The organism is Klebsiella sp. HN106, assembly GCF_051209435.1.
GTDB classification, from domain to species: Bacteria; Pseudomonadota; Gammaproteobacteria; order Enterobacterales; family Enterobacteriaceae; genus Klebsiella; species Klebsiella oxytoca.
Map to the genome: position 1 here is coordinate 40,653 of NZ_JBLURD010000004.1, position 14,360 is coordinate 55,012.

Sequence of the window (14,360 nt, forward strand, 5' to 3'; positions counted from 1 at the left end):
GTTACGCGACTAAAACAGGAACACCATGAAAAAGATTGATGCGATTATTAAACCCTTCAAACTGGATGACGTGCGTGAAGCGCTGGCCGAAGTCGGCATCACCGGGATGACGGTAACGGAAGTGAAAGGCTTTGGCCGTCAGAAGGGGCATACCGAGCTGTATCGCGGCGCAGAGTATATGGTCGATTTTCTGCCGAAAGTGAAAATCGAAATCGTTGTTACCGATGATATCGTCGACACTTGCGTGGATACCATTATCCGTACGGCGCAGACCGGCAAAATCGGCGACGGTAAGATCTTTGTCTTTGATGTCGCGCGCGTGATTCGTATCCGTACCGGCGAAGAAGACGACGCGGCGATTTAAGCCATCCAAAAAGCCCCGGTACCTGATGTCACCGGGGCAGCTGACTATGTTTTTGAATTAGGGCTTATCGTGCTGTTTTTTGGGCATTGATAAATGCGGATCCATAGCTATCGGCGGCGAGTAAAGCTGCATAAACCCTCTCCTCAGTCACCGCAAACGGCATATTGTGTATCGTTTCTCCCTCCACGCAGGCCAGCCCGGCGACTTTGCGCATTTTATTTTCGATATCATCCGTCACGTTTAGCTGCCTGAGCGTCACCGGCAGGCCGACGTCGATGCACAGCTGGATAACGGTATCGAGTTCTTCAGTCGGCGCATTTTCCAGCATCAGCTGGGTGAGCGTGCCGAATGCCACTTTTTCACCGTGATACATCGAATGCGTCTCTTCCAGTACGGTAAAGCCGTTGTGGATAGCGTGGGCAGCCGCCAGGCCGCCGCTTTCAAAACCTACGCCGCTCAGATAGGTGTTCGCTTCGACAATGCGCTCAACGGCTTCGGTCACCACATGGCGCTCGACGGCAAGGATGGCTTTTCTGGCATCGGCAATCAGTGTTTCATAACATAGCCGGGCGATACCGGTTGCGGCGACGGTGGGAAGTCCGCCTGCCATCGTCGCGGCCGAGCTTTTTATGCAGGCGCGGGCTTCGAACCAGGTCGCCAGCGCATCACCGATACCTGTCGCCAGTAGCCGCACGGGAGCGTTGGCAACGATCTGCGTATCGACCAGCACCAGCGTTGGGTTGAAAGGCAGGTCGAGATAAGCGTCGAACTCGCCGTCATCGGTATAGAGCACGGACCAGGAGCTGCAAGGCGCATCGGTAGACGCAATCGTCGGGATAATGACCAGCGGCAAGTTCATGTACCAGGCTACCGCTTTTGCCGCATCGATGGTTTTCCCGCCGCCAATACCAATAATTGCCGTGCACTGATTCTCCTCGGCTTCTGCCTGAATGGCCGCGATGGTATTGCGGGAGCATTCGCCGCTAAAGGTAGAAAATTGACAGGTGATATTGGCCTCTTTAAAGCTGGCGCTAAGCTTTTCCTGCGTCAATCCCATAACAAAGGCATCGCCAAGCACTAAAAATTTCGCGTTCAGGTGTTTGACATAGGCAGCGACAGAATTTAAAAGTCCTGCCCCCTGAATATATTTACCCGGTGACTGGATAATTTTTGCGCTCATAATCTTTTCCTTGATTTATACGTTGATTATTTGATGGCAAGGCTTCCGTAAGCGGATTGCCAGTCACTCTGAAACTGGGCCACAGCGGCATCGACGGCAGGGTTTTGCAGAAGGTTTTTTGCCAGGTCGGTAGGCAGCGTGATGCATTCGCAGCCCGCCAGCAGGCAGTCGAGGAACTGCTGATTGTTTTTGTAGCTGGCACCAAACACTTTGCAGTGGGGGGCATGCAAAGCAAGGATCTTAACCAGGGCGCTGACTGTCTCAAGACCGTTGCCGGACAGCGCCTCAATGCGGTTGAAATAGGGGGCAACAAATTCCGCACCGGCCAGCGCAGCCAGCAAACCCTGGGTGGTGGTATACACGGCGGTTCCCAGCGTTCTGACCTGATGGGATTTCAGCTTTTTGATGGCCTTCAAACCTTCCGACGTGACGGGAATTTTAATAACGATATTTTCATCCATTGCACTCAGCCGACAAGCTTCTTCCACCATGCCCGCGCAGTCGGAGGCAATGACCTGAGCGAAGATCATCCTGTCTTTTCCCAGCATAGCGCGAATTTGCGGAATAAGAACCGATAGCGCAATGCCGGATTTCGCGGTGATGCTCGGATTCATGGTTACACCGGCCAGCGGTAGATTTTCTTCCAGCAGTTTTATTTCATTGAGATCGGCAGTATCAACATAGATTTTCATAGTATTATTCCTGATTAATTAAAATTAAATTTATTTCGCTGAATTAATAGCTGGGCGCGATTTCGCTATTCTGTCCACGATATAATTTGGTCCAAGCTAAGGCGTAAAATAGAATGAACGCAAAGCAGATTAGCGGCATGATAAAACCCGTTGCCATATCGTAATGGTCGGCGATAGCGCCCATAAGTATGGGCATTACGGCTCCGCCAACTATGGACATGACAATAATCGATGAGGCTTTTTTGGTTTGTCCGCCAAGTCCCGCGATACCCAGAGAGAAAATAGCCGGGAACATAATCGACATAAAATAAAAGCTCAGAACTAAAGAGATTGTTGCCAGATAACCATCTGAATAAATAATAATAACCATCAACACTGAGTTGATTAACGCAAAGGTGGAGAGAACCACCTGAGTTTTAATTTTGCTCAGCAGCATTCCTCCGGTCAGGCGACCAATCATAAAGAGCCCAAAACCGCCGAAGGCCAGTATTTGTGACGCACCGCGTTCGGTAATTTGGTAGAAGCTCCCCGTGCTAAAGGTCCATGTTGATGGCAGCAGGCTGGCAAGACCGAGCGTCATGGCTGGCGAGTGTTCGACAACGTAGTTGATGAAGAAGCTGAAGATACCCGTTTGCCCGGCAACGTATAAGAACTGGGCAATGACGGCGAAAACAAAATGCGGTAGCTGCCAGAAGGGCTTCTCGGTCGCGCCGATTCTTTCATCTGCTTCCGGCGTCACCTCAGGCACTTTGGTTCTGAAGAAGACCAGCAGAATCAGCGTCACCGCAAGGAAAATCCCCAGATACGGGACGAAGAGTCCATCGTTGGTTTTAGACACCTCACCCGTGGCAGAGAGGACAAAATGGCCGCCGATCAGCGGGCCAAAGATCAGGCCGAGACCCGCAATAGACTGTGAAATATTCAGCCTTGCCGCACCGCCGTCTTTATTCCCGAGGACAATGACGTATGGGTTGGCGATGGTTTCGATAAAGGTCAGTCCGGCGGCGAGAATAAAAATACCAATAAGAAAGAAAAAATATTCGCCGTGCACCGTTGCGAGCATAAACGTACTGGTACCGCACATAATCAGTACTAAGCCTATAATAATCCCCGATTTATATCCATAGCGCTGCGCCAGGATCCCGGCCGGGATAGCGACGAAAAAATAGCTAATATAGTTAGCAAATTGGATTAGCGCCGATTTTGCTTTGGTGATCTCGAGCGTATTTTGAAAATGTTTATTCAGGATATCGATCATACCGGTGCTGAAACCAAGGACCAGAAACAGCATCGAGATGATGCAGAAGATCTTGAATTGATTATTACCATCAGGAGAAATGAACAATCCTGTTTTTTTCATCACAGCACCGCCTGGTAGTTAAAAAGTTTATCCATTATATTGTTGTCATATTCCGGCTGGGCGCCTGCTTTCGTCGCCACCCATGACCCTAACGCCGAGGCTTTATATAGCGCTGTCGTGGGGTCGAAGTCAGGGTTAATTAACGCGTTGATCATGGCTGCAAAGAAGGCATCACCGGCGCCGATAGTATTTTTAACGTCTACACGGATGACTTGCCCGTGGTAAATATTACCTTCCCAGTAAAGCACCGGAGATTTATCGCCTCGGGTGATACAAATAATCTTGTGACCAATAATGCTGGTCAGGGCAAAGATCCGTTCTTCAATATTTTCACTGGTAATATGAAAATGAGCGGCAACCTGCTCCAGTTCACTTTCATTTAACTTAATAAAATCAGCGTGCTGTAAAAAATTGCCTACAATCTGGATATTATTTTGCCCTTCGCGCAGGTTAACGTCGAAACACTTTAGCCCCTGATATATCTGTAAAAAGTCAGCGAAAGCGCGCTGGTTGAATGCGCTGCGCAAAGCCACGGACCCGTAAACAAAGGCGCTGCAGGCAAGATTTTTGGCGCTGTGGCTGATGCTAATATAATCCCAGGCTGCAGGGGTATGGATGTTATAAGTTGCATCGCCTGCAGCGTCGATTTTGACATCAACAACGCCCGTTCCCACATCTTTAAGCACCTTGATTTCGCTAATATCGCAGCACCACTCATTTTTAATAATGCTGAGTGACTGATTGCCGAGCCTGTCGCTACCGACGCTGGATACCGGGATCGTTCTGCAACCTAATCTTTGCAGATGATAAGCTACATTAAGGGTAGCGCCTCCCTGCTGAGGAGGGTGATCTTCAACGCAGTCCCAGAGGATTTCGCAGGCCAGCAGACATGAAGGATTAGCATGAGGCATTTGAGCGCTCCTCCTTCTTCACCTGGGGCACAATCACCGTATCAATATCCAGCACTTCAATATCGTCAGGAGTGTGGCGGCCGGATAGCAGCATATAGGTGGCATTTTCCCCATCTAATGGAAACGGTGCAAAATGCCAGGCGTTGCGGCGCATGATGATCCCGAAAGAACCATCAAGATGGACAGCAACCAGTTTATTGATATCAAACTCACCCACTGGCCCGAGAACAATCACGCTCTCACCGGTTAAGGGGATCACGGCCTCTTCGGTCTGCATGTGGCGTTCAATATTGGACAGCACAAAAGGGTGCGGTTTCGCTTTCAGGAAGCTGGCTACCGGTATATTGGTGAAGTCATTTGCATCGCAAATATCGTGAAAGTAAGTGATATCGGTACGATCTACAGAAGGGGATCTGTTTGCTGGTAAACCGATGAGTTTTGCGTAAGGGGCCAGGCTTTCTGCGGTGGCTTCGATCAGTGGGATGGTCAACATGTTTAGTGCTCCTTATTGATGATAACGTTGTCTTTTTATGTTTTTTAATATTTGAATTTTGTGTATTAATTGATTGTTTTAAATGTATTAATTTTTGATTTATGCAAAATGACAACGTTGTCATTTTTTGTGGATTCTAGCCTGGGGGATGGCGATCGAAAAGAGAGAGAGATCACAGAAAGCGATCATCAGTCATTTGACGGCTTTTACAGTTCGCGGCGACAGGAATTGCCAGAAAATGGTTATGTGAAGTAACCTGTTGAATAGCTGAAGAGTTTAATTGGATGTCAGGACTCAAGGGGCGTGCCAGAATGTGTGAGTGACCTGGCGTTGGTCATAGAGTCATTGAATGAAAAGAACGACGGATCGTCTTAAGAGAAGAATATGGCAAGCATCGCAGATATCGCTAAAAAACTTAATTTATCCAACTCTACTGTTTCGAGAGCATTACGCGATTCGGGGCTCGTGACGAAGGAAACCCGAGAGAAGGTGTTACTTGCAGCACAAGAAGTAGGGTATGAGGTGAACGCAATAGCCAGAAAGCTGCGTAGCGGTGAGTCGAAAACCATTGGCGTGATCGTATCCGATATTACCAATTTATTTCACGGTGAAATCATCACCGCCATTCAGAAAGTTGCGATCGATAATGGCTATACCGTTATTTTTGGTACCTCTTCAGAAGATGAAACTACCGAAAAAGAGCTTATCGACCTGCTAAAAAGTAATATGCTTCAGGGGCTTATTATTGTTCCGACACATCAGTCAATAAATAACATTAGACCGCTGGAGCATCTGCCGATTGTCGAGGTTGACCGCCTGTCCGGGCTTGATTCCAGCGATCAGGTGCTAATTAGCAACTATGAAAGCATGAAGCTTGCTACCAACTATCTTATCAGCCAGGGGCACAAAAATATTCTCTACTGTACTGGTGATTTAGCCATTACCACATTTGATGAACGCCTGAACGGGTTTCAAAGCGCAATAGCGGAAGCAGAATCAGATATTGCTCACGAAGTTTTGCTGGTGAAAGATACGGGCAAGCTGCAGGCCAGGACCAGCAGTGAAGTTATTAACAATCTGACCGGGAAAAAGCGGCCTTCAGCCATTATTGCGGCAAATGACTTTATTGGTGAAGGAGTTATTTCTGCGATTTATAAATGTGGTCTGGCGGTGCCGGATGACATCTCTTTTTTGATGTTCGACGATCCGCGGTGGGCAAGCTTCTTCCCGACGCCGTTAACGGTGATTAAGCAGCCTGCATATCAGCTGGGCTTAACGGCGGCTGAGTTGCTTATTTCCAGAATTGAGAACAAAGAAAAGGGAAGCAAAAGAGTTAAGCGCCTCACCGCTGACCTGATCGTCAGACAGTCGGTCGCGAAAATAGGGTAGGTTATCTTAACAGAGTCCACAGGCCGGTATCCCGGCCTGTCATCGATAACGTTTTACAGCACCTTATGCGGGCCGAAGCACTCATAATGAATGTTGTCGCTGCTCACGCCCAGATCTACCAGCTGCTTCGCGGCAAACTGCATAAACGCCACCGGGCCGCACAGATAGAACTGCATCTGCGGGTCGCCGATCTTGTCGGCCAGGGCCGATAAATCCATCAAACCTTCGCTGTCAAACGCGCCGGATTGACGGTCCGCTTCGCTCGGGCTGCGGTACCAGACGTGAGAAGTAAACTTCGGCAGCGTTTCACCCAGCGTTTTCACTTCGTCCGCGAAGGCGTGCACGTCGCCGTTCTCTGCCGCGTGGAACCAGTTCACCTGCGCCGGATGCTGCGCTTTTGCCAGCGTGTCCAGCATTGCCAGCATCGGCGTCTGACCGACGCCGCCGGAGAGCAGCGTGACTGGCGTTTCCGGCGCCACGTTGAGGAAGAAATCGCCGGCCGGCGCGGCCAGATAGATCACGTCGCCTTCTTTCGCTGAATCATGCAGCCAGTTTGAAACCTGGCCGCCGTTTTCACGTTTAACCGCGATACGATAGCCTTTACCGTCGGGTTTGCGGGTCAAAGAGTACTGGCGAATTTCCTGATGCGGAAAACCTTCCGGCTTCAGCCAGACCGCCAGATACTGGCCTGGATGATATTCCGCTACCGAGCCGCCGTCGACCGGCTCAAATTCAAAGCTGGTAATCAGCGCGCTGCGCGGCGTTTTTTTGACGATGCGGAATGCGCGGGTGCCTTCCCAGCCGCCGGTTTTGCTGGCGCTTTCGTTATAGATTTGCGCTTCACGATTAATAAAGACGTTGGCCAGCACTCCGTAGGCCTTGCCCCAGGCATCCAGTACTTCCTGGCCCGGACTGAACATCTCATCGAGGGTCGCCAGCAGGTGAGTACCAACAATATTGTACTGCTCGGGTTGAATCTGGAAGCTGGTGTGCTTCTGGGCGATTTTCTCTACCGCCGGCAGCAGGGCGGGCAGGTTCTCGAGATTGCTGGCATAGGCGGCAATCGCGTTGAACAGCGCCTCGCGCTGGTCGCCGTTGCGCTGATTGCTCATATTGAAGATTTCTTTTAATTCGGGATTGTGAGCAAACATGCGGTCGTAAAAATGAGCGGTCAGTTTTGGACCGGTTTCAACCAGCAGGGGGATGGTGGCTTTCACCGTAGCGATGGTCTGGGCGTCGAGCATAGCAGCTTCCTTTATAAGTTATCTTAATGATGCATATTAAATGCATCTTATAAAAATAACCCTGCTTTGTAAATGGTTCTTTAACGCTTTACCTTAAGACAGTTACAACATGAATTATTTGCATCACAAACCTGAAAAGAAATCCGTTGATAATCGAAGGTGCTTTATTGCTCAAAGCCTTGTGTAATGCGGAGCCAATCGTTTGCGTAAAATCCTTTGTCAAGACCTGTTATCGCAGAATGATTCAGTTATACTGTGGGCCGTTGTCCAGGTGGACCGCCTTTTTAGGCCGAAATTTTATTGTTAGCTGAGTCAGGAGATGCGGATGTTAAAGCGTGAAATGAACATTGCCGATTATGATGCCGAACTGTGGCAGGCTATGGAGCAAGAAAAAGTACGTCAGGAAGAGCACATCGAACTGATCGCCTCCGAAAACTACACCAGCCCGCGCGTAATGCAGGCGCAGGGCTCTCAGCTGACCAACAAATACGCTGAAGGATACCCGGGCAAGCGCTACTACGGCGGCTGTGAATACGTCGATATCGTAGAGCAGCTGGCGATTGACCGCGCTAAAGAACTGTTCGGCGCTGACTACGCTAACGTGCAGCCGCACTCCGGCTCCCAGGCGAACTTCGCGGTCTATACCGCTCTGCTGCAGCCGGGCGATACCGTTCTGGGTATGAACCTGGCGCAAGGTGGTCACCTGACTCACGGCTCTCCGGTCAACTTCTCTGGCAAACTGTACAACATCATCCCTTACGGTATCGATGAGTCCGGTAAAATTGACTACGACGATATGGCTAAGCAGGCTCAGGAACATAAACCGAAGATGATTATCGGTGGTTTCTCGGCTTATTCCGGCGTGGTTGACTGGGCAAAAATGCGTGAAATCGCTGACAGCATCGGTGCATACCTGTTCGTCGATATGGCTCACGTTGCCGGTCTGATCGCCGCAGGCGTTTACCCGAACCCGGTTCCGCATGCTCACGTCGTGACCACCACCACCCACAAAACCCTGGCCGGTCCGCGCGGCGGCCTGATCCTGGCGAAAGGCGGTAGCGAAGAGCTGTACAAAAAACTGAACTCCGCCGTATTCCCGAGCGCCCAGGGCGGCCCGCTGATGCACGTTATCGCGGCGAAAGCCGTCGCGCTGAAAGAAGCGATGGAGCCAGAGTTCAAAGTTTACCAGCAGCAGGTAGCGAAAAATGCCAAAGCGATGGTCGAAGTGTTCCTGAACCGCGGCTACAAAGTGGTTTCCGGCGGCACTGAAAACCATCTGTTCCTGCTGGATCTGGTCGATAAAAACCTGACCGGTAAAGAAGCTGACGCTGCTCTGGGCCGCGCCAACATCACCGTCAACAAAAACAGCGTGCCGAACGATCCGAAGAGCCCGTTTGTGACCTCTGGTATCCGTATCGGTTCTCCGGCGGTGACCCGTCGCGGCTTTAAGGAAGCAGAAGTCAAAGAGCTGGCCGGCTGGATGTGCGACGTGCTGGACAACATCAATGACGAAGCGGTCATTGAGCGCGTGAAGGGTAAAGTGCTGGATATCTGCGCACGCTTCCCGGTCTATGCATAAGCGTTAGCATTGAGCTAAAAAAGGCCGCTGATGCGGCCTTTTTTGTGCCTGTTAATTAGCGGCGGTCGAGCGAAATCGCTCCGGGCCCGGTTATTGCCAGCAGCAGGAAGGCGCCGGCAATACTGATGTTTTTCCAGAAGTTAATCATGTTCGGTAGTACCGCATCGCCGGACATATTCCAGTAGTGATGGCCAATCACCGCGGTACCAAGAGTATAAAAAATAAAGATCACCGCCAGCGGGCGGGTGAAAAAGCCCAGCACAATTAAAATGGCCGCCGGCACCTCCATAATAATGGCAATGATGGCCGCAAGCGTTGGCATCGGCGCGCCGGAGGAGGCCATATACTGCACCGTGCCGCTAAAGCCGAGCAGCTTGGGATAACCGAAAAGAATAAACAGCACCACTACCGCGATACGCGCAATCAGCAGCAGCAGAGAGCGGGAGGAACCAAAGTCAAAGTAGCGTAGAGTGTTCATGATCAGCTCGTTATGAGAGACGTGTGATTTAAACGTAATACACAAATTTGCGCTCCGCCACGTCCCCCTGACGATTAACGCAGCGTCTGCAGTTGCTCCTCAACATACAGATAACCGATCCCCATCAGCTGCTGAGCGCGGGTCAGTGTGCCAAAACCGATTTGGGTGGCATGCGCTCTCGGCGTATCGCCGTGGTCAAACGGATTAAAGCCGGTTTGTTTGACGATACTCTCCAGCCACTGTTCGCCAAAAGCACAGCTGCGACCGTATAGCCAGATCTGGTTAATATTCAAAATATTTAAGAAATTATAAAGACTTAAGCCAATAGCGTTGGCGGCGTTATCAACCCATGCGCGAATATGCACGTCTCCCTGTTCCCAGGCCTCAATGAGCGATGCCGTGGTTAACTGCTCCGGAGATCGCTGCGCCTCAGGCTGGGTTTTAAGCCACATCCGCGCCTGTTTTTTCAACGCGCTGAGGGAGGCTACGGTTTCAAGACAGCCATATCTCCCGCAGTCGCAGGCTTTGCCGTCAGGGTTCACAATCGTGTGTCCAATCTGCCCGCTGCCGTAGAGGCTTCCTCGATAAATCTGATCGTTAATCACAAACGATGATCCAATACCGTAATCGACGTTGATCACGCAAAAATCCGGTTGTGGGCCCGGATGCTGCCATTTCTCCGCCAGCGCCAGCATCACGCAGTCATTATCTACCCGTACCTGCACGCCGAGCTGTTCTTCCAGCAGATACTTTATTTCAATCGGCGTTTTCCAGCGCGCCTGGGGCATGGTTTGTGAAACGCCGGTGATCGGATCAACCTGACCATGGACGCCAAGGGCGAGATTGATGCTGTGCTGCGGGTAGAGGCGGTGGATACGCCGCCAGCATTCCACGATGGCCTCCAGAAGGGCCTGCGGCGTAGGGGCATCGATGGGCAAATGCTGGTGGCCGTCAACCGCCAGTAGACGGGCATCGGCAAGCTGATACTCAATACTGGTCGGCGTAATATTCATGCATAGCGTCCAGGCTCCGCGCGCGGGGATCTGGTAGCTTCCGCTGTTCACGCCGCGTTTGCTCATTTTTTCCGTGGAGTGATCGATCAGTCCCTCGCTGAGCAGCTCTTCAAGAATATTGCTCACCGCCGGAATAGAGAGTCCGGTGAGCTGAGAAAGCTGGGATTTACTCAGCTGCTTCTCCCGCCAGAGATGAGCCAAAAAAATGGATTTATTGGCCTGTCTGACCCGGGCATTATTTAAACCGGTACGCTGCATACACTTAACTCCCTTAACTTTATTGCGTGAGCATTGCGCATTTTAGCAGCTAAATGACGATATAAACTCCTCTCATAGCGAATTTTACCTTACTTTGTTTAGTGGAGGCGTCATGTACGGTTCGGTTAAGGTCTGGCAGGAAATAATTACATTACCTACGTGGACAACGGGGGCGGAGGATCCGAACCCCATGTTTCTGGAAAAACGCGTTTATCAAGGTTCTTCAGGTAACGTCTATCCCTACGGCGTGATTGACACCCTGACCGGCGAACGTGAGATGCGCGATTATCAGGCAGTATGGATGGAGAATGATTTCATTCGAATTATGCTGTTACCGGAACTCGGCGGCCGTATACATCGGGCGTATGACAAGGTTAAACAGCGCGATTTCGTGTATTACAATGAAGTTGTGAAGCCCGCCCTGGTGGGGCTGCTGGGGCCATGGATCTCCGGCGGTATCGAGTTCAACTGGCCGCAGCATCATCGCCCGACGACCTTTATGCCGGTCGACTTTTCGATCCAGTGCGGGGAAAACGGCGTGCAGACCGTATGGATGGGGGAAGCGGAGCCCATGCGCGGTTTGCAGGTCATGACCGGGTTTACTCTCTATCCTGACCGCGCGCTGATTGAAATTACCGGTAAGGTCTTTAATGGTAACGCCACGCCGCGCCATTTCCTGTGGTGGGCTAACCCGGCGGTAAAAGGCGGCGATGCTCACCAGAGCGTTTTCCCGCCCGACGTCACCGCCGTGTTCGATCACGGCAAGCGCGATGTTTCCGCTTTCCCTATTGCCACCGGTACCTACTACAAAGTCGACTATTCTGCGGGCGTCGATATCTCCCGTTATAAAAACGTTCCTGTGCCCACCTCGTATATGGCGGAGAAATCGGATTACGATTTTGTCGGCGCTTATCACCATGACGAGCGCGGTGGGCTACTGCATGTTGCCGATCATCACATCTCTCCGGGCAAAAAACAGTGGAGCTGGGGCTATGGCGACTTTGGCCAGGCATGGGACCGCAATCTGACCGACGAAAATGGCCCTTATATTGAGCTGATGACTGGCGTCTACACCGATAACCAGCCTGACTTTACCTGGCTTGCGCCTTATGAAGAGAAGATTTTTGTGCAAAATTTCCTTCCCTATAGCGAGCTGGGAATGGTGCAAAATGCCAATACGCAGCTGGCGCTGAAGCTGGTTCGCGAGTCTGAGCAGCTACAGCTCGGCGTTTACGCCATTGCGCCGCTGGAAAATATCGTTGTTGAACTCAGTGCTGAACAGCAGCCGCTGTATGAAACTCAGCTTACGCTGAAGCCCGGCGAGAGTTGGCGGCATACGCTGCCGGAACATGACGTCGGTCGCTTGACCATCAAGGTGAAAAGTGCAGACAAGCAAGTGCTACTGGATTATCACGAACATATTACTCAGCAGACGCCGCTGCCCGAACCGGCCTCAGCGCCAGCGATGCCGGAAGAGATTCACAACGGTGATGAGCTCTATTTTATCGGCCAGCATCTTGAACAATACAATCACGCCAGCCGCTATGCCGCAGATTACTATCGCCGGGCGATAGCCCTCGATCCGCAGGATTATCGCAATAATGTTGCCCTCGGGACGCTGGCGTTTAACCAGGCCGACTGGGTTTTAGCGGAGCAATGCTCCCGCGCCGCGCTACTTCGCGCCCATCGTCTGAATAAAAATCCGCGCGATGGCGAAGCCAGTATGCTGCTTGCCAGCGCGCTGGAAAGGCAGGGAGATGAACAAGGCGCCTGGGATCACTATTACAAAGCATCCTGGAGCGGTAACTGCCGCGATGCTGCATGGTGGGCGCTGGCAAGGCTGGCGATGAAGCGTGGTGATACGGCCGACGCGCTGGAAAAGGTCAACACCAGTCTGCAGTTCAACGCCAGCAACCATCTGGCTATGGGGCTGAAAGCGCTGGCGTTAGCGGACAGCGGGCGGACGAAAGCGGCGCAGGAGTATATTTTCGCCTGTCTTAAACAATACCCGTTGAGCTATCCGCTGCACTGCGCGCGCTGGATGATTGAGCCCAGCGACGAAGCGCGAGAGAACCTACTGCGGGTAACGGGGCGCAGAGGGATCAACGGCAGCCTGCTGGCGGGCTGGCTGCTTTCTATCGGACAGAAGCAGGCGGCGAAAGAGATGCTTGAGGTGCTGGATTGCCAGGAAGCGCTGCCGATGCTGTGGCGAGCCTCGTTAAGCGATGACGCAAATAAACGGCAATGGTTGATTGCCGAAGCCGAGCGCTGCCATCCGCAAAAAGTGCGTTTCCCCAATACGCTCGATGAAGTTCAGATGCTGCAAACCCTGAGCGACAGCGCTTTCGCCCGCTATCTGCTCGGTTGCTTCTGGTACAGCAAACGACGCTATGAAGAGGCGGTCAGCTGCTGGCGCGAGACGCTGGCAAAATCACCCGACTATGCGCCCGCTCATCGCCTGCTCGGGGTTTACGCCTGGAACAAACAACAAGATGCAGCGCAGGCGCTGGCTTATCTACAGCGCGCCGTAGAGCTTGAGCCCGAAAACGCGCGCTTCCTCTTTGAGCTTGATTTTCTGCAAAAATCACTGGGTACGCCGGTAAACGAACGACTGGAGAAGCTGGCGGCGCGCAAATCGGTGGTGCTGAAGCGGGACGATCTGACCGCTGAGCTGCTAAGCCTGTGGAATGCTTCCGGCCATTATGCCGATGCCGCCGCTATTCTCGGTACGCGCGTGTTTCATCCCTGGGAAGGCGGGGAAGGGAAAATCACCGGTCAGTATTTGCTCAATCAGCTGCATCGGGCTTTGCAGTTTATTGAACGCGAGGCGTTTACGCAGGCTGCGGACTGTCTGAAAGACGCATTACGCTATCCCGATAATCTGGGGGAGGGGCGACTGCCCGGGCAGACGGACAACGATATCTGGTATTTGCTGGGCTACTGCGCGGAACAGGCTGGGGATGCGCAGCAGGCAGAGGAATATTATCAGCTTGCCCTACAAGGAGGCTCAACGCTGGACGCCGGGCGTTACTACAACGATCAGCCCGCTGATTACCTTTTCTGGCAGGGCATCGCGCTGCGTAAGAGCGGTAACCCGGCGCAGGCCGAGCAGCACTTCCAGAATTTTATCACCTGGGCCGGGCAGCATCGGGATGACGTTCCGCAAGCCGACTTTTTTGCCGTCTCTCTTCCGGATTTGGTGGTGCTTGATGTCTCAGCGCAGCAGCAACATCAGCAGCACTGCTTGTTTATTGAAGCGCTGGGCCATCTGGGGCTGGGGAATGTATCCGCCAGCCAGCAGGCGATGCAGCGGCTTCTGCAACTGAACCCGGCTCATGATAAGGCGCATTTGATTCGTCATGCCCTGCAAAGCGGCATTTTTTCCTGAACCTCAAATGG

General features: G+C 52.0%; 12 protein-coding genes. 4 read left to right on the forward strand and 8 right to left on the reverse strand.

Translation table 11 applies throughout. From position 1 onward, the window contains the following. Positions 1 to 25: 25 nt before the first annotated feature. Entirely contained in the window at positions 26 to 364 is a 339-nt protein-coding gene (glnB, locus tag ACSIPU_RS12855) for a nitrogen regulatory protein P-II (RefSeq protein WP_002914032.1), read from the forward strand. 64 nt (positions 365 to 428) lie between these two features. On the opposite strand, the gene ACSIPU_RS12860 is transcribed toward glnB, so the two are convergent. Genes ACSIPU_RS12860 through ACSIPU_RS12880 form a run of 5 tightly spaced genes read right to left on the reverse strand, consistent with a single transcriptional unit; the run spans position 429 to position 5,000 of the window. Continuing rightward, entirely contained in the window at positions 429 to 1,544 is a 1,116-nt protein-coding gene (locus ACSIPU_RS12860; protein WP_204746110.1) for a glycerol dehydrogenase, read from the reverse strand. A gap of 26 nt (positions 1,545 to 1,570) precedes the next feature. Next, on the reverse strand, positions 1,571 to 2,236 hold the full coding sequence (locus ACSIPU_RS12865) for a transaldolase family protein (RefSeq protein WP_014230388.1): 666 nt from the start codon (positions 2,234 to 2,236) through the stop codon (positions 1,571 to 1,573). A 43-nt stretch (positions 2,237 to 2,279) separates the two neighbouring features. Then, a complete protein-coding gene (locus tag ACSIPU_RS12870) occupies positions 2,280 to 3,596 on the reverse strand; it encodes an MFS transporter (protein WP_014230387.1) in 1,317 nt (438 codons plus the stop codon). Continuing rightward, positions 3,596 to 4,507, reverse strand: a complete 912-nt coding sequence (locus tag ACSIPU_RS12875; RefSeq protein ID WP_014230386.1) for a PfkB family carbohydrate kinase — start codon at positions 4,505 to 4,507, stop codon at positions 3,596 to 3,598. The genes ACSIPU_RS12870 and ACSIPU_RS12875 overlap by 1 nt, the downstream gene beginning before the upstream one ends. Next, the gene (locus tag ACSIPU_RS12880; protein ID WP_142448191.1) at positions 4,494 to 5,000 is read right to left on the reverse strand and encodes an ureidoglycolate lyase; all 507 of its coding nucleotides are present in this window, start codon (positions 4,998 to 5,000) and stop codon (positions 4,494 to 4,496) included. The genes ACSIPU_RS12875 and ACSIPU_RS12880 overlap by 14 nt, the downstream gene beginning before the upstream one ends. Before the next feature lie 384 nt (positions 5,001 to 5,384). On the opposite strand from ACSIPU_RS12880, the gene ACSIPU_RS12885 reads away from it, so the two are divergent. Next, positions 5,385 to 6,389: a LacI family DNA-binding transcriptional regulator gene (locus ACSIPU_RS12885; protein WP_071881745.1), complete on the forward strand. Its 1,005-nt coding sequence runs from the start codon at positions 5,385 to 5,387 to the stop codon at positions 6,387 to 6,389. Between the two features lie 53 nt (positions 6,390 to 6,442). Here ACSIPU_RS12885 and hmpA read toward each other — a convergent pair whose 3' ends face one another. Then, complete coding sequence (hmpA, locus tag ACSIPU_RS12890; protein ID WP_196557878.1) at positions 6,443 to 7,633, reverse strand: NO-inducible flavohemoprotein; 1,191 nt, start codon at positions 7,631 to 7,633, stop codon at positions 6,443 to 6,445. A 325-nt stretch (positions 7,634 to 7,958) separates the two neighbouring features. Here hmpA and glyA point away from each other — a divergent pair, with 325 nt between their 5' ends. Next, positions 7,959 to 9,212: a serine hydroxymethyltransferase gene (glyA, locus tag ACSIPU_RS12895; protein WP_004104543.1), complete on the forward strand. Its 1,254-nt coding sequence runs from the start codon at positions 7,959 to 7,961 to the stop codon at positions 9,210 to 9,212. A gap of 55 nt (positions 9,213 to 9,267) precedes the next feature. On the opposite strand, the gene ACSIPU_RS12900 is transcribed toward glyA, so the two are convergent. Both ACSIPU_RS12900 and ACSIPU_RS12905 read right to left on the reverse strand, forming a co-directional pair. Continuing rightward, positions 9,268 to 9,690 carry a DoxX family protein gene (locus tag ACSIPU_RS12900; protein ID WP_265090770.1) on the reverse strand — a complete coding sequence of 141 codons (423 nt, stop codon included), beginning with the start codon at positions 9,688 to 9,690 and terminating at the stop codon, positions 9,268 to 9,270. Between the two features lie 74 nt (positions 9,691 to 9,764). Further along, positions 9,765 to 10,961, reverse strand: a complete 1,197-nt coding sequence (locus ACSIPU_RS12905) for an ROK family transcriptional regulator (protein ID WP_017145536.1) — start codon at positions 10,959 to 10,961, stop codon at positions 9,765 to 9,767. Positions 10,962 to 11,073: 112 nt separating this feature from the next. Between ACSIPU_RS12905 and ACSIPU_RS12910 the strand changes: the two genes are divergently transcribed. Next, the gene (locus ACSIPU_RS12910; protein WP_196557874.1) at positions 11,074 to 14,349 is read left to right on the forward strand and encodes a DUF5107 domain-containing protein; all 3,276 of its coding nucleotides are present in this window, start codon (positions 11,074 to 11,076) and stop codon (positions 14,347 to 14,349) included. Positions 14,350 to 14,360: the final 11 nt, after the last annotated feature.